Raw genomic sequence first — 17,523 nt, forward strand, 5'->3', positions numbered from 1 at the left:
TGTGTGAACAATACGGGCTTTTTTATTTTAGAGCTATTAATCAGCTCGAAATAAACTTTTGTAATTATCCCAATGGGTGAAAATCAAAAAGATGTTTCCAACGAAAACAAAAATAGCAATAGGCAAGTTTTCAGGAGTCAAAAAATAGTTGATTAGTAAGATGTTTAAGGTTACAGGAAAGATCATAATATTAGCTAATGTCATGTATTTGCCGGTAAGAAAAGAGAGTCCGCACAGTAATTCTACTGCCTTTGCGAGTGGCAACAAATACATGGAAGCAACTAACCCTACTTGAAATGCTTTAAATTCGCCAGTTGATGCTGGCTCGGGTGTTAGGTGAAAAAAATAGCTAATTGAAGTGTACAAAAATAAAAGACCTAGCATAATTCGAATAATAATCGTTGCAATTTTCATAATATATAGGTTTTATTGGTTACATGAGTAAAATTGCTGCAAGTCTGGGGCGCTTTAATTCTCTTTCATCATCGTATTACCATTGGCCTCTAAAGTATAAAAACAGGTTGAATTCAAAATTACAAGTATTTTACTTTCAGTGCCTTTTAGTAAATTTACGAAAAAAAAGAACTGATTTTTAAGATTATGTCATATTAAAGGATTTTTTTTATCGTAATTTTGAGTTTTAAAGCAAATTATCACCTTGAGAGTATCCGTTAGTAAGCCTATTTCAGACCCTAAATTGTTTAAAAAACAGCTGTTAACTTGGTCGCAACAATTTCGCGAGCTCGTTTATTTAGATAGTAATGAGTACGATCATGGCTATTCTAGTTATGATTGCGTGTTAGCCGTAGATGCATTTACCTCCTTAAAAACTGATTTTTATAATGCATTTGACGATTTAGCACAATACCAGCAAACTACTAGAGATTGGCTTTTTGGTTACCTATCCTACGATCTTAAAAATGATTTAGAACCATTACAATCTGCTAATTTTGACGGCTTACATTTTCCTGATTTATTCTTTTTTCAACCTAAAAAACTATTTTTAATTAATGGAGATGCGGTCGAAATTCAATATTTAGGCATGTGTGATGATGAGTTAGAACTTGATTTTGAGGAGATAGTATCCCAAATTTTACATGAGGATATTCAAGAGAAAACATTTGAAATCAAGCAGCGAATCACCCCAAATAAGTACATTGAAAAAGTCGGCAATTTGTTGGAACGAATTCAGCGTGGTGACATTTACGAAGCTAATTTTTGCATGGAGTTCTATGCTCAAAATGCCATACTGAATCCTCTTGATAAATTTTTTAAACTAAACAAAATTTCACAGCCGCCTTTTGCTGTCTTTTTTAAGAATAATAAACAGTTTCTGCTTTCGGCATCGCCTGAACGCTACCTGAAAAAACAAGGACAAGACTTGATTTCGCAACCTATAAAAGGGACAGCAAAACGATCTTTGGTTACTGAAGAAGATGAGTCTATTAAAAAATCATTAGCACAAGACCCTAAGGAGCGATCGGAAAACATCATGATTACAGATTTAGTGCGAAACGATTTATCACACACAGCCCAGCGTGGTTCCGTACAAGTACCTGAGTTGTGTAAAGTGTATTCTTTCCTGCAGGTACACCAAATGATTTCGACGGTCACCTCAAAATTAGATCCACAATATTCGGCAATTGAAGCCATCAAAAAATCATTTCCGATGGGAAGTATGACTGGAGCACCCAAAATTTCGGCTATGAAAATTATCGAGGAATTAGAAGAGACCAAACGCGGATTGTACAGCGGTTCCGTTGGTTATTTTACACCCGATGGCGATTTTGACTTCAATGTGGTTATTCGTAGCATCTTGTATAATCAAGAAAATCAATATGTTTCTTTTTCAGTTGGAAGTGCTATTACGTCTTTGTCTGTGCCCGAAAACGAATACGAAGAATGCCTTTTAAAAGCAAAAGCCATGCGCGAGGTGTTAGAATAAGCAGACTATAATTTGTAGATAGATTAATAATCTTTAATTTTGAAGAATGCTAGAAAAACTACAAGCTCATATCACCCAAAACTTTCCGTTTTTACAAAATAAAAAACTGCTTCTTGCCACTAGCGGTGGTTTAGATAGCATGGTGATGGCTCAATTATTTTGTCAATTACCCTATCAAATAGCACTGGCACATTGCAATTTTCAGTTGAGAGGCGTCGAGAGTTTTGAGGATCAAAAATTTGTAGAGGATTATGCGGAGAAAAATAATATCCCACTTTTTGCAACGCAGTTTGATACGACGGCTTTCGCCAAAGATTATAAGCTTTCTACACAAGTAGCGGCGCGTGAACTGCGATACAATTGGTTTTATGAATTATTGGAGGAGGAGCAATTTGATTATGTCTTGACAGCGCACCATGCCGACGACAACATCGAAACATTTTTGATTAATTTAAGCAGAGGAACCGGCTTAGATGGTTTAGTGGGAATTCCAGCTCAGAACGACAAAATCATTAGACCACTTTTACTTTTTTCTCGGGAGGAAATCGAAAATTATGCAACTGAAACACATTTGCAATGGCGCGAAGACAGCAGTAATGCTTCCAATAAATACTTACGAAATAAAATTAGACACGATCTTGTTCCTTTGTTTAAGGCAATGAATCCGCATTTTATTGATAGTTTTCAAAATACACAAACGTATTTGCAGCAAGCACAAGCCATGGTTGAGGATGCCGCTATTATGGTCTATCAACAAGTTGCGGAGCAAAACGGCGATACGATTCAGTTTGATCTTGCACAACTCAAGCGCTTAGCGAATTACAAATCGTATTTGTACCATTGGCTTAAAGAATTTGGTTTCACCGCTTGGGATGATATCTATGATTTAGTCGAAAGTCAATCCGGAAAACAAGTCCACAGTGTGGAGTATAGATTGATCAAAGATCGCGACCATTTACTACTTGTTCCGTTGCAATCCAATTCGAATGGGGAAGTGTATTACATCGAGAAAGGAGAGCAAGACGTTAAGATTCCCTTAAAGTTATCCATTACCAAGGTAGAGGATTTATCCACTTCATCGAATACTACTATCTTTGTTGACGAGAGTAAATTGGTCTATCCATTGGTTTTACAAAAGTGGAATGAAGGAGATTCTTTTCAACCTTTTGGGATGAATGGAAAAACGAAAAAACTCAGTAAGTTTTTCAAGGACGAAAAATTATCCGTCGTTGCTAAAGAAAATATTTGGATTTTATGGTCTGCAAATGCCATTGTATGGGTTGTAGGCTTGCGCCAAGATGAACGATTTAAAATAGAAAATAACACAGAAAATATCCTGAAATTAGAAATATAATAATGAAGAAAATACTATTTATACTCATCTCTTTCTTGGCTTTTGCCAATGCAAATTCCCAAATGTTAGACCCTGTAAAATGGACAACCAAAATAGAGAAGAAATCAGAGAATACCTTTGTTCTTGTTTTTGATGCTGTACTGGAGAAAGATTGGCATATGTATTCTCAGTTTACGCCTGATGGTGGACCGCTACAATTAGAAGTTGCTTTTAAAAATCAAAAAGGGAATTTTACTTTAGTTGGTAAGGCCAAAGAAAGTAAAACGAGAACAGCCTACAACGATATCTTTGAGGTTAATGAGACTTTCTTTGAAGGAAAAGCTCAAATAAGGCAAGAGGTAACAATTACTAATCCAAAGCTGACTAAAATTGATGCGACTTTAAATTACCAAGTGTGTAAGGAAGTTTGTATCAATCAAGAGAAAAAATTCACATTTGCTATTCCAGCAATGGCTTCGGTGGCTGCTGCGCCAACGACTGCAAGTACTGAAATCCCAACTGCAGCAGTAGCTTCGGATTCGGTTGCCGTTGATTCCTTAACGCCAAGTTTAGGCGAAAGCAATGTCTACGACGCCAGTGATCGTACTAAAGAAGTAGTTGCTATTGCTCCAGAAGATACTACTACAACCCGTGGATTATGGTCTATATTTTTTATAGCCTTTCTTTCTGGATTCGCCGCTCTTTTAACGCCTTGCGTTTTCCCTATGATCCCAATGACGGTTAGTTTTTTTACCAAACAAAGTAAAACGAGAGCTGCCGGAATCAGAAATGCTATTATTTATGGGGTTTCCATAATTGTTATTTATGTTATATTGGGCTTCTTAGTAACTTGGATTTTTGGTGCGGGAGCATTGAATGCGTTGTCTACTAATGTTTGGTTTAATATTATTTTCTTTGTGCTATTGGTTGTTTTTGCTTCTTCATTTCTGGGAGCATTCGAGATTATGTTGCCTAATTCATGGGCAAACAAAGTCGATAGCCAGGCGGATAGAGGTGGTATTGTAGGTATTTTATTTATGGCATTAGCCCTGGCAATTGTATCTTTCTCTTGTACAGGACCTATCGTCGGTACGTTGCTTGTGGAAGCTGCATCTAAAGGCGGAATTGCTCCAATAATCGGAATGTTAGGTTTTTCATTGGCATTAGCCTTGCCCTTTATGCTTTTTGCTATGTTTCCAGGATGGTTAAATTCCTTACCTAAATCAGGCGGTTGGTTGAATACGGTTAAGGTTGTTCTAGGATTTTTAGAATTGGCATTAGCTTTTAAATTCTTATCCAATGCCGACTTGGTATTACAATTACATTTGCTAGAACGAGAAGTGTTTTTAGCGATTTGGATAGCGATTTTTGGAACATTAGCCTTCTACCTATTCGGAAAAATCACTTTACCTCATGATAGTCCGTTAACGCATATTTCAGTAGGACGATTAATGATGGGATTATTAGTATTAACCTTTACTGTTTATATGATTCCAGGATTGTGGGGTGCACCCTTAAAATTAATAAGTGCTTTTCCTCCAACCATAGAATACAGCGAAAGCCCAAGAGGACTAGGTGGAGCATCAGTGGCTTCGACCGAAGTTTTACCTGAGGGTGCCAAGTTGGGTCCGCATGGTATCATGGTTTTTGAAGATTATGACAAAGGATTGGCTTACGCCAAAACGGTCAATAAACCCATTATGATTGATTTTACAGGCTATGCTTGCGTGAATTGTCGGAAAATGGAAAACAATGTATGGTCTGATGGGAACGTTTTACCTATTCTTTCGAATCAAATCGTTTTGATTTCTTTGTATGTCGATGATAAACGCGCTTTACCTAAAGAAGAGCAGTTTGTGTCAAAAACAACAGGAGCTGAAATTGAAACAGTAGGGGACAAGTGGACCGACTTTATGATTTCGACTTATAAAACGAATACCCAACCTTTGTATGTTTTAACAGATTTAGAAGGGAACAGTTTAAATACTGCTAAACCTACTATTAGCTACGTTGGAGTAGCTGAGTATGAAAACTGGCTTAAAACAGGTATCGCTAATTTCAAGAAATAAATAGTACCGTGATTTTCAATTAGAGAACTGCATTACTTTTGAAAGTGCATTTGTCACCAATTCTAAAACAAAAAAGTCCTTGAAATTTACTTCAAGGACTTTTTTATGTGGATTGTGTTGAACTACAAGAATTCTCCGTGTTGAGATATATCTAATCCCATTTCTTCCTTATCTTCTGTAACACGTAGCGGTGTTATTTTGTTTACGATAAAGAACAAGAAGTAAGAAACTGCAAATGCAAAAACAGATACAATCACTAATGCAATTAATTGGTGTGTAAATAAGGTAGTTTCTCCAAAGATTAATCCTTGATCAGTTACACCTGGGTTTACTGCAGAAGAAGCAAAAACACCAGTTAGCAACATTCCTACCATACCACCAACACCATGACAAGCAAACACATCTAACGCATCATCGATTTTACCTTTAGGGAATTTACTAACCACAACATTACTAACAATTGCAGCGAAAGCACCAATGAAAATAGCATGAGGAATTGTTACAAATCCTGCAGCTGGTGTAATAGCTACTAACCCGACAACTGCTCCAATACAAGCTCCCATAGCAGAGACTTTATGTCCGAGGATTTTATCATAAAAAATCCATGCCATTCCAGCTGCGGCAGCTGCAACAGTAGTTGTTCCTAATGCTTGTACAGCTAAACCATTTGCGGCTAAAGCCGATCCTGCATTAAATCCAAACCATCCAAACCATAATAGTCCAGTTCCAAGTAAAACATAAGTAATACGAGCTGGGTTTGATTTTTGTGTTTTACGTTTTCCTAAAAACATAGCTCCAGCCAAAGCAGCCCAACCTGCGCTCATGTGAACTACAGTTCCTCCTGCAAAATCAAGAACGCCCATTTTAAAGAAAAATCCATCTGCGTGCCATGTCATATGACAAAGTGGAGTATAGACAAAAAGGATAAAAAGTAACATGAATAGCATATAGGCCCAAAAACGAATTCTTTCAGCAAAAGCACCTGTAATTAATGCGGGTGTGATAATTGCAAATTTGGCTTGAAATAAGGCAAAAAGCATAAAAGGTATTGTTCCCCAAGCGGTATTGATATTTACATTTTGAAACATGAAATATTCGGTTGGGTCACCTATGAAACCTCCTATTGATGTTCCAAAAGAAAGACTAAATCCTACTACCACCCATAGTAAGGTGACAATGATCATTGCCATAAAACTTTGAAGCATCGTACTGATAACATTTTTTTTACCTACCATGCCACCGTAAAAGAAACCTAGTCCTGGAGTCATAATTAAAACTAAGGCTGTTGCAACAATCATCCAAGCGGTATCACCGGTATCAAAGACCGCTGCTACCTTAGGTGCAGGGTTGATGTTTAAGATAAAACTGGAAAACAGGGTTAGGAGTAACAGTGAGATTAAGGTCACACTTAAAATAATTTTTCTCATTTTGTTTTGGTTTAAGTTTAAACAAATATATTAAATCATTATTTATCCCTTGAAAAAGTATGGGTATGTTGCTTATTTTTATCAATTACGTATTTTGCACCCCTAAATTTTGAGGGTATTGATATTTTGTATAGGATAAAAATAAATTTTTGTAATTGCGATTCGTGTTTTTGAGCGTATTTAAAGTTTTTTTGAAGTTTTTTAAAGCCATTCTAAAAAAAAAATCAGACCGTTAACTAGTAGTTATGGGTCTGATTTTTAAAAAGTACTAAGTACCTATGAAATTTGGTTAACTTAAAATATGTGTACTTAAAATTTTGTACACCTCGTTTATGTTATTGTCTTTTCCAAATTGCTTTTTAATAGGAACTGTTTCCCCTGTAATCCATATTTTTAATTCGGCATCAAGGTCAACTATTCCACCACTTTCTTTGGAGAATTTCTTGATACTAGTGTAGGGTATCGATTGATAATCTACCTTAGAACCAGTAACGCCCTGTTTTTCGACAAGAATTAATCGCTTATTTGTAAAGATAAACATATCACGAATTACCTTATACGCTTTTTCGATTTGTTCCCCATCGATTAGAATCGGTTCAAATTCTTTAGTTACTTTTTCAATAGTAACTTCTGACGCATTTCCTAAAATGGCATTAAATATTCCCATGATTATTGGTTGTATTTTTTCTTGTAAATTTCATTTAACTTGGATTGGTGATTATCTAAGTTTAGCAATTTGCCTTGAATAAAAGCTTGTGTTAACTTATTGGTTCTCATGTCAAGTGCATCGCCTTCTGATACAAATAAAGTAGCGTCTTTGCCTTCTTCTAGCGTTCCGCAAACGCTGTCAATACTCAATAATTTGGCTGTGTTAGAAGTGATTAACTGCAATGCTTGTTCTTTATCTAAACCGTAAGCGGCGCAAGTACCGGCAAGAAAAGGTAGATTTCTAGTGTTCATTCTTTCCATTTCACCACTGTTTTCTAATCCAACAACAATTCCTTTATCGACTAAGATTTTTGCCATTTTATACGGTAAATTAACATCGTCATCATCGTTTTCAGGCATCTCGTGAACGCGCTGTAATAAAACTCCAACATCATTCTTTTTTAGCATGTCTGCAACTTTGTAAGCTTCAAAACCGCCAACGATAACTATTTTTTTGATTCCGCTTTCTTTCGCTAAATTTATGGCATCTACTATTTGAAGTTCATTTGTAGCATGGATGAATAAAGTTTGTGTTCCATCAAATAAGCCTTTGGTTGATTCAAAAATTAGATTCCTTTCTTTACCTGGTTCTGCGATATAAGATTTAGCATTGACAAGAAATGCTCTGGTTTCATCTACTTGTTTACTGTAGTTTTTATTAAGGTTTGAAGCTGCAGGTTCAGCCCACCAACCGTTTCTATTAAAAGAGGAAGGAAAATTCATATGAATTCCATCGTTCTCTTTCATAATTGCATCTTGCCAATTCCAAGAATCCAATTGTACAATTGAAGAAGCTCCAGAAATTCTCCCGCCGCGAGGTGTTATTTGTGCAATTAATATTCCGTTTGGACGCACTGTTTCAATTACCTTTGATTCCGCATTGTAAGCAATAATACTTCTTACATTAGGATTAAAATCGCCTATTTCGCTCTCATCGTCTGAGGATTTAACAGCGTCAATTTCGACTAATCCTAAAGTCGAATTAGGAGCAATAAATCCCGGATAAACATGTTTTCCTGTAGCATCGATTGTTGTATCGTAGGCACCCTGCGCTAATCGTATTTGGGTAGCATCAGCGACTAGAGTTAGTTTTCCATCTTTAAAGCCAATAGCACTATTTTGGATTACTTGTCCATTTCCAAGGTGTGCCGTAGCATTCATAATCAAAATAGATTTTGTTTGCTTATCTGCAGGAGCATGCTGAGCGGTCATAGACAAACTCATTGCTAAAAGTAATATATATCGTTTTTTAAGTATCATATTATATGTTTTTTCAATTATTGAGTCGGCTTATTGTTCCATAGTATCACAGTGGTACTCTACTTTAGTTTTCTTCTTAGGTTCTTGTGTATTCATACCTTTGTTCTTTTCATCAAGCATTTGACCTATGATTAAGTTTCTTTCTTGACTTACAGCAACTCTTTTAGCTTCGTCTTTTTTCGCATCATAATAAACCGTTCCTTCAATAATTGTTTTCTCTGCTTGCGCATAGATTGATAAAGGGTTAGTGCTCCATAAAACGATATCAGCATCTTTTCCTACTTTGATACTTCCTACTTTATCATCAATGCGTAATAATTTAGCTGGATTTAGAGTAACAAATTTCCAAGCTTCTTCTTCTGAAATATTACCATATTTTACAGCTTTTGCTGCTTCTTGATTCAAACGTCTTGACATTTCAGCATCATCTGAGTTGTATGCTACTACAAGTCCAGCATTGTGCATGATTGGACCATTATAAGGAATCGCATCGTTTACTTCAAATTTGTAAGCCCACCAATCGGCAAATGTAGATGCTCCTACACCATGTTCTTTCATTTTATCGGCTACTTTGTAACCTTCTAAAATATGTGTAAAAGTGTTTACTTTAAAATTGAATTTATCAGCTACATTCATCAACATCAAAATTTCTGATGCAACATAAGAGTGGCAAGAAATAAAACGTTCTTTGTTCAGTATTTCCAAAAGGGTTTGCATTTCTACATCCACTCTTGGTGCTTTCCCTTTGTTTTTCTTAGAGGAAGCATTGTATAATTTCCAAGTTGCTTCGTATTCTCTAGCACGCTGAAAGTAGTCTGTAAAAACTTGTTCAACTCCCATTCTGGTTTGTGGAAAACGAGTAGGGTTATTAGTTCCCCAGTTCGATTGTTTTACATTTTCTCCTAAAGCAAATTTGATGAAACCGGGTGCATTTTTGTATAGCATTTCGTCAGGAGCAGCTCCCCATTTCCATTTTACAATGGCTGATCTACCACCTATAGGGTTTGCAGATCCATGAAGTAATTGTGAAGTAGTTACACCACCCGCCAATTCTCTGTAGATGTTCACATCATCAGAGTTCACAACATCTTGTATCGTTACTTCGGCGCTTGAGTTGTGTCCACCTTCATTCACACCACTAGAAATGGCAATATGAGAGTGTTCGTCAATAATTCCACTAGTAAGGTGCTTTCCTTTTGCGTCTATTACAGTCGCTGATGCGTCACTTAAGTTATTACCAATAGCAGCAATTTTACCATTTTTAACTAACACATCCGTTTCTTTCAAAATTCCGTCTTTTTCATTGGTCCAAACGGTTGCATTTTTGAAAAGTAAGGTCTCTTGGCTTAATTTAGTACTATTTCCAAAAGCGATATTTGGATAGCTAACAGGAACGATCGTATTTAATTTAGTCTCGTTTTTCTTGTCTTTTTCTTTTTCGAAAGGAGCAGTTTTTAAAGCAGACCAAGTTGATTCTCTTCCGTCATAGGTAATTACCTTTCCACTAAGATTAGGCGTGTTCTCGATGTAGGCCGTTAATCTGTTAAAATTAGTTTTCACAGAATCTTTGGATTTCATAATCAAAGACATCCAATTATTAGCAATGGTGAGTTTAGAATTTACCTTAGTCGAATCAATATTTTTAATTTCGGCTTCAGGAGAAGCAATTTCGCCTTTAATCAGTAATTTGAAGGTTGTATTATCAACAGTTAAGTCGTAACTACCGCGAATATCTTTCGCTGTCATGTCTTTAATTACATATTTAGTTCCTTCAACCCAGTTTTCATAAATAGTAGTTTTTTTGTCAAATACTTCACCCGACGTGATCAAAAAGTTAGCAAGATTACCGTCTTTAAGTGTTCCTATTTGGTTACTTCTTCCAAGTAAAGATGCTGGTACAGTTGTCAAAGCTTCTAATGCTTTCGTTTTATCAAAACCATATTGTATCGCCTTTAGAAGATTTGTTCTAAAGTCTTCCATTTTTTTAAGTTTGTCAGTTGTAAGTGCAAAAACAACTCCGTTATCAGCTAAAACTTTCAAGTTGGTTGGAGCTTGGTTCCACAATCTTAGGTCATTAAAGTCCAATTGACTCGCTAGGTACGGATTGGTAACATCATACGCTTCCGGAAAATTAATTGGAATGATGAAGGATGCATTTGTCTTTTTAATTTCTTCAATTCTTTCGAATTCATTACCGCTACCTTTCAGGATATAGTTTAATCCAAATTCTTTGGCCAATTTAGCTGCTCTTAAACTATTTAATTTGTCTTCAGAAGCAAATATTTGAACTAGTTTTTGGTTGTTATTCATTGCTTCCAAAGACAAATCAGTGGTAGATGAATTTCCGTTTTTATACCAGTCAAGGTCTAAATACATCTGACGCAATAATGCCATCATTCCCATAAGTGAGCTTGGGTATGACTGAATCGAACCTGCACTTTTAGTAAAACTGAAATGATTGGTGATTTTATTAGCTAATAAACGTTTGCTATTGTCTTCATTATTTAGTGCAATTAATGAACCACTTCCTTGTGCAATTCCGTCAGCAACATGCGTTCCAATAACACCAAAACCTGCTTTTAAAAGCTCTTCAGCTTTTGAATTGTCATATTTAAAGTTAGCAAAAGCTTCTGTTTCTGGCTTGATGTGCTCGTTCCAATAGTAGCCTTCTTTTTTGGTGTCATATAAAGGATTCTGACGTCCTCCGCCTTCGGCTCTTTTTGTTTTTTCTATTCCAAAAGTGGTGTACATATCGATAAAAGAAGGATAAATAGATTTTCCTTCAAGATTTACAACGATCGTGTTTTTTGGAAGTGTAACTGTTTTTCCGGCGCTTACTACTTTTCCGTTTTGGATTAGTAATGTCCCTTTTTCAATTACTTGTGTGGGAGTAACAAATATTTTAGCATTAGTGAAGGCCGTATAGTTGTTATTTTTGTTTTGGATACTTTCATTATTTGGAAAGTACTCCTGCGCATTAATTTTTGGTATAAAAACTAATAAAAAGAGGAGGTAAATAGTTTTTTTCATATGGTTTTAGTTAATTTTTCATAAAAATACTAAAACTCTTTATTTAAAAATGGTTAAGAATACAAATTAACACTTATGCAATAGTTAATTTATTTTTTTAATTCGGTGTATAATTTTAATTTAAAAATTAATGTGTAAAATTGAATTATATCTAAAAAAAGGAAAATACCTTTGAAGCATTTTCCTTTATATAATGTATTTGTTGCTAAATAGTAACTATCCTATTTTCTTTTCAATATAATCTGAATTCAAAAGATAAAGGGCTCCCATGTATTTGATTTTAAATGAAATCAAGTCGCCAATGTTATATTTTTTTTCAGACCTACTAATATCTATAACTAGCATATCTGAACTAGCATCTACTATGGTAATAGCGTCGTCCTCAGCTTCTAAATATTGTGGTTGCATGTCTAAAAGTCCAATATCAAGAATTGCTCGCAATGAGGTATGACTTAAATCAGCATTATCGTCTTTTATGAAGGTATTTCCAACACCACTTTCTCCCAATTCCCCAATTGGAGTGTCTGGTTTTTCGGTGATTTCAATTATTTCACTGTACAATTTAAAGACATCATTATGCATTCCTTTTATAGTTTCACCCGTAAAAAGATCTTTACCAAAGAATAAAGCTTCGCCAATCCTAAAATGATTAACTGCCATAGGACGTGCATTTTTCAATATAAGCGGAATCGCAACGGAGGTGCCACCAGAAACCCATGGAATTTCGATATTGAACTTGGCTTCAATTAGCTGTTTATACAAGCTCAATTGAATTAGCTTGTCTTGTGTTGGCATAATACCGCTTAGGCAGTTTAAGTTTGTTCCAATTCCTCTGATTTCGATATTAGGCAAACTCAGAATTTTGCCATAAAATTCAATTAACTCTTCACCCATAACACCTTCACGCAAATCACCCATTTCAATCATGATAATGATTTTATGAATTTTGTTCTGCTTTTGTGCTTCTTTAGATAATTCCTGAATGGTATAAATTTCGGTATTGAAACTAACATCGGCATAGCGAACGATTTTATCAATGCTTCTTTTTGCAGGAGGCTTGATGTAAACCGTTTGGATAGTAGGATCCAGCTTTTTTATTTTACGTAAATTACTAATTCGGGAATCATGCATTTCTCGAACTCCTAAAGACATGATTTCTTTTAAGTACAGCTCATTTCCGCAAAGGAGTTTGGTTACCACGCCCCATTCTATGTTTCGACTGGTAAAAATCTCGTTCAGAAAGGTGTAGTTTTCTTCTAATTTTTTTCTGTATAGTTTTATAAAAGCCATTATTAGATAATTTTACGAGGGATCGTTTTTGCTATTCTAGTTAATAATTCATAATTAAGTTGATTGCTTAAATCACTAAAGGAGGCAACGGATACCGTTAGGTCTTTTTGTGATCCAATTAATACTACTTCATCTTCTTTTTTTACAGCATCGATATCTGTTACATCAACGGTCATCATGTTCATATTTACAGATCCGATAACGGCACATCGATGTCCTTGTATAAGGACGCGCCCTTGATTGCTTAAGGAACGGCTATAACCATGAGCATAACCTATGGGTACTACCGCAATTTTCATTTTTCTCTCGGCTAAAAAGCTGGTTCCATAACCAATAAATTCACCACTGTTTACTTTCTTAGTCGACATAATTTTGCTTTTCCAAGCGATGATGCGTTGCAAAGGATCAATTTTGTTTTTGTACGAATTTAAAAATTTCACAAATACCTCCGGACTTGACCACAGACCGTATTGCATAATTCCAATGCGGACAAGGTCCATTCTTGTTTCTGGATACATCATTGATGCCGCAGAGCAAGCGGTATGTTTTATTTCAGGTTGGATGCCCGTACTACAAATATAGTCATAGATTTCCTGATATTTTTTTATTTGCTTTTCTACTCGATAGTAATTGGTAATGCTTTCGGCACCTGCATAGTGCGTGCACAAGCCTTTGAAAACTAAATGCTCTGTTTCTTTTTTTAAAGTAGCAATAACCTGCGTTAGTTCTTGTTTATCAAAACCTGTACGGTTCATTCCCGTTTCTACTTCGATATGGACAATGGCCTTTGTACTTAATTTTTTAGCTGTCTTTACAGCTGTGGAAAGCCTACTTTTATCAAAAATATAAAACTCTACACCATTAGTAATTACCCATTCCATATCTTCATCAGGAACGAAACCCATAATCATAATAGTCACTTTGTCAGACAATGCTTCCCTTATTATTTTAGCCTCCTCTACGTCAAAAGCAGAAAAATGGTTGACACCACAATCATTTGCCATAGTAACAAATTCATGCAGTCCGTGTCCATAGGCATTTCCTTTTACAACCGAAGAAAGAGTGACTTTTTTGCCAAAAGTCTTTCTCAAAAATTGGATGTTATTACGGTAAGCTGTTTTGTTAAGTTCTATTGTTGAATTAGTGTGCATTTAAAATTTGTTTACTAATTTGATGAAATAAGGCAACGCCGGTGGGAATAATCTCGTCTGGGAAATCATAATCAGGATTGTGCAGGGCAGGGGAGTCCGTTCCTGATCCTAAACCAAACATAGCGCCTGAAAATTGGTGGGTAAATAATCCAAAATCTTCTCCCCAAGTAAAGGGAGTCTCTTTTTCTATATAATTAAATTGATGTGTTGCAGCCGCCTTTTTTATATGATCTACTGCCTTAGCATTGTTTTCGTTTGCATAGAACTTTTGGGTCCATGAAGTCCGGCATTTCAACTCAAATTGCGCGGCTATCTTTTTCGCCTCTTTTTCTAGATCTTGTTCGATTATTTTCATTCGTTCATTGCTATCACTCCGCACGGTAAAATGAATTTCGGCAGCACCCGCAGATACGCCGTATGCTTTTTTGCCCATTTTGGAATAAATAGGAGTGATCAAGCAGTAATTTTCTTTAGTAAGATCCGCTTGAATTAGGCTGTTTAATTTAGTGGTTATTTCGGCTAAAGCCAAAGCAGGATTAATTCCCATATGAGGCTCAGCTGCATGTGACGTAATTCCATCTAGTTTTATGATGAAACTGTTGACGGCGCAGCTAAAGGTTTTTTCTTTAGCTACAATTTGATTTTTTGGATAACCGGGAATATTGTGCAAGGCAAAGGCAAAATCCGGTTTGTAACTAAATTTAGGGTCAGAAAGGACTTTTTGCGCTCCACTACCGTCTTCTTCTGCTGGTTGAAAAAGCAAAATTACTGTTCCTGTATCGGGTCTGTTTTCATGCAGTTCCATCGCTAAACCACATAGTATTGCCATGTGTCCGTCGTGACCACATTTATGAGACACGCCTTGGTTTACAGATTTGTATTCAAATGTATTGACTTCGTCAATAGGTAAGGCGTCGAGCTCGCACCGAAATAGAATAGTTTTACCTGCTTCCTTTCCGTTATAAATTGCTACAATTCCTGTTGTTCCAATGTTTGTTATTAGCTCGTCAGGACGATAGTTTTCAAGAAAAGAAATAATTCTTTTTGCAGTTTCGATTTCTTTTCCTGAAACTTCTGGATATTGATGTAATTCCTTTCGTAAGAGCGTCAGAGTGGCTATGCGTTGGTTTAAATTTTCCATTTTGGATTATTTGATAAGACGCATTTCTAGGTATTTGTTAGTAAAGCCTAGTTTTTCGTATAGTTTCTTCGCAGGATTATCTGGTTCAACGTGCAATGCAATATTTCCTTCCGCAATCGAAATGGCTTTTTGCATTAATTGTTTACCATAACCTTTACCACGATGGCTATTGTCTACAGCAATGTATACTAAAATGTTCTCGGGAATAAAATCTTTCATCCCTGTATTATTCAGGATCACGATACCAACAATTTCATTTTCATCTATTCCTACGACAATATTTCCTCCTTTGTCAGGATGCATTACATAATCGATACATTTTAAAATATCTGCAATTTTATCGCCGTATTCCTCTAGGTGTGTGAATAAAAATTGAGCAATAACTCCGCTTGTGTATATTGGATCAGCACCTGTTGTTTGATTAATTATTTTGAATTCCATTTTGTTTTACTTTTTTGTTATGATGATAGATCGAAATTGTCAAGAATAAAATTAAAGAAACACTTAGGCCGTAAATATTAGCGTCTAAATGTTCGGGCAATTTTATTCCTAAAGGTAATTTATTTTTAGTAAGTATTAAAAAAATTGTAGTACTTCCTCCAATTAGCATGCTCCAAAAAGCGGCAATTGGATGGCTTTTTTTCCAAAAGAGAGCACCTATTACGGGGACAAAAAGTCCTGAAACCATAAAAGCATAAGAGTAGAGCATTAACTCTAATACATTTTGCATTTGCGAGGCTAACAAGATGGCAAATAAACCTACAGCTAGTGTTACTATTTGTGATAGTTGTAATTCTTTTTTGTGTGTAAATTCTTTTTTAGAAAACTTAGAGATGATATCCGTAACAATATTTCCAGAGGCAGCCATCAAGCAGCTATCAGCAGTGGATAAAATTGCTGAGAAGTAAGAAGATAGCATTAAACCCAATAGCCCAACAGGAAGTATGGTTGCTAAAAGTACTGGTAAACCCATTTCGCTGTCCATCGTATTGGCGTCTGTTATACCCGTAAACATACCTTGAGAGGCTGCAACTTTAGCTAGCATTCCTAAAATTACTCCCATAAATGCCATGATGGGCCATTCAAAAACACCTGCGATTAGCCAGGCTTTTTTAGCTTCTTTTTCTCCTTTACTAGCGTAGATTCTTTGATATAATGTCATTCCAACAAACCAAATTGGAATTATAGTCACTGACCAATTAAAGATTTGATACCAATGCACATTAGTTAAGGAAAGGTATTTTGGGTCCAGCGTTGCTTTGATTGCCTCATAACCACCTACAGCATGATAGGCCATAGGAATTCCTATAAATACTAAACCGCCTATAAGGATGAGCCATTGTATAGTATCGGTGTAAATAACGGCTTTTAATCCACCAATAGCGGTATAAACCACCGCAATAAGTCCCATAACAATTAATGCAGTCTGTAAATTCAAGCCGTCGATAGTAGCCGACGCTAATTTGGCTCCAGCCAAAACTTGCGAGCTAGTGAATCCTACATATCCGATCGCAGAAATAATTCCGGCAAGCAATGCCACTTTAGGATTGTAAAAATGATTGAATATTTGCGGAAATGTAAAAAACTTATACTTGTGTCCTAAGTGACTTACTTTAGGAATTAAAAAAACGGCACTCAACCAAGCACCCAAAAGCCCTGTAAATAGCATCCATGAACCCGATAGGCCCATCGTAAAACCAAGGCCACCGAGACCGATAGAAAAACCACCACCAACGTCAGTAGCTACTACCGATAGCCCGATGTGCCAGCTGCTCATGTTCCGACCGCTTACATAAAAGTCCTCGGCAGTTTTGTTTTTATTAAAGAAATATAGCCCTACGCCAAGCATAGCAAGCATATAAACAACAAAGATTAGATAATCTATCCAGTGCATTTTTATTTCATTATTGAATATTAGTAGCCTGTATGTGGAATTTTTCCAAAAGGCAAAGATGCAGCGAACTACAAATACGGTAACTGTTAGTAGGATTGCAAGATTTTGTAATCCAAGTCAGGTTTATATGAAACGATTGAAAAAATCATTTTTGATATAAAAATCCTGTAATTGAGTGCAAATGTAGCTAAAAATTATCAAAAAATCAGTAAAAAGGCCTTTAAGCTGATTTTACACTATTTGAGAGGTGTTGATCTTCAAGCTGACTTTAATTT

General features: G+C 35.8%; 13 protein-coding genes. 3 read left to right on the forward strand and 10 right to left on the reverse strand.

The window, feature by feature from the left end:
- Window positions 1-36 precede the first annotated feature (36 nt).
- Complete coding sequence (locus ACZ2G0_RS09310) at window positions 37-414, reverse strand: DoxX family membrane protein (protein ID WP_300288475.1); 378 nt, start codon at window positions 412-414, stop codon at window positions 37-39.
- A 244-nt stretch (window positions 415-658) separates the two neighbouring features.
- On the opposite strand from ACZ2G0_RS09310, the gene ACZ2G0_RS09315 reads away from it, so the two are divergent.
- Genes ACZ2G0_RS09315 through ACZ2G0_RS09325 form a run of 3 tightly spaced genes read left to right on the forward strand, consistent with a single transcriptional unit; the run spans window position 659 to window position 5,347 of the window.
- A complete protein-coding gene (locus tag ACZ2G0_RS09315; RefSeq protein ID WP_470307389.1) occupies window positions 659-1,945 on the forward strand; it encodes an anthranilate synthase component I family protein in 1,287 nt (428 codons plus the stop codon).
- Window positions 1,946-1,991: 46 nt separating this feature from the next.
- Window positions 1,992-3,299, forward strand: coding sequence for a tRNA lysidine(34) synthetase TilS (tilS, locus tag ACZ2G0_RS09320; RefSeq protein ID WP_470307390.1), 1,308 nt, complete (start codon window positions 1,992-1,994; stop codon window positions 3,297-3,299).
- Between the two features lie 2 nt (window positions 3,300-3,301).
- Window positions 3,302-5,347, forward strand: coding sequence for a protein-disulfide reductase DsbD family protein (locus tag ACZ2G0_RS09325; protein ID WP_470307391.1), 2,046 nt, complete (start codon window positions 3,302-3,304; stop codon window positions 5,345-5,347).
- Window positions 5,348-5,469: 122 nt separating this feature from the next.
- Here the strand turns inward: ACZ2G0_RS09325 and ACZ2G0_RS09330 are convergent, their stop codons facing one another.
- The 9 genes from ACZ2G0_RS09330 to ACZ2G0_RS09370 form a co-directional block, all read right to left on the reverse strand.
- Window positions 5,470-6,774, reverse strand: coding sequence for an ammonium transporter (locus ACZ2G0_RS09330; protein WP_300286146.1), 1,305 nt, complete (start codon window positions 6,772-6,774; stop codon window positions 5,470-5,472).
- A gap of 289 nt (window positions 6,775-7,063) precedes the next feature.
- Window positions 7,064-7,441 (reverse strand): PH domain-containing protein, encoded by a 378-nt coding sequence (locus ACZ2G0_RS09335; protein ID WP_470307392.1) that lies wholly within the window; start codon window positions 7,439-7,441, stop codon window positions 7,064-7,066.
- A 2-nt stretch (window positions 7,442-7,443) separates the two neighbouring features.
- A complete protein-coding gene (locus ACZ2G0_RS09340) occupies window positions 7,444-8,742 on the reverse strand; it encodes an amidohydrolase family protein (RefSeq protein WP_470307393.1) in 1,299 nt (432 codons plus the stop codon).
- Window positions 8,743-8,772: 30 nt separating this feature from the next.
- Window positions 8,773-11,772, reverse strand: a complete 3,000-nt coding sequence (locus ACZ2G0_RS09345) for an amidohydrolase family protein (RefSeq protein ID WP_470307394.1) — start codon at window positions 11,770-11,772, stop codon at window positions 8,773-8,775.
- 216 nt (window positions 11,773-11,988) lie between these two features.
- Window positions 11,989-13,062, reverse strand: a complete 1,074-nt coding sequence (locus tag ACZ2G0_RS09350; protein WP_470307395.1) for an alanine/ornithine racemase family PLP-dependent enzyme — start codon at window positions 13,060-13,062, stop codon at window positions 11,989-11,991.
- Between the two features lie 2 nt (window positions 13,063-13,064).
- Window positions 13,065-14,213, reverse strand: coding sequence for an alanine racemase (gene alr, locus ACZ2G0_RS09355; protein ID WP_470307396.1), 1,149 nt, complete (start codon window positions 14,211-14,213; stop codon window positions 13,065-13,067).
- Window positions 14,203-15,354, reverse strand: a complete 1,152-nt coding sequence (locus ACZ2G0_RS09360; protein WP_470307397.1) for an amidohydrolase — start codon at window positions 15,352-15,354, stop codon at window positions 14,203-14,205. Before ACZ2G0_RS09360 ends, alr begins: the two co-directional genes overlap by 11 nt.
- 6 nt (window positions 15,355-15,360) lie before the next feature.
- Entirely contained in the window at window positions 15,361-15,795 is a 435-nt protein-coding gene (locus tag ACZ2G0_RS09365) for a GNAT family N-acetyltransferase (RefSeq protein ID WP_300285633.1), read from the reverse strand.
- Entirely contained in the window at window positions 15,776-17,248 is a 1,473-nt protein-coding gene (locus tag ACZ2G0_RS09370) for a sodium:solute symporter family protein (RefSeq protein WP_470307398.1), read from the reverse strand. Before ACZ2G0_RS09370 ends, ACZ2G0_RS09365 begins: the two co-directional genes overlap by 20 nt.
- Window positions 17,249-17,523: the final 275 nt, after the last annotated feature.

It is taken from the genome of Flavobacterium sp. KKT103 (genome assembly GCF_055640565.1).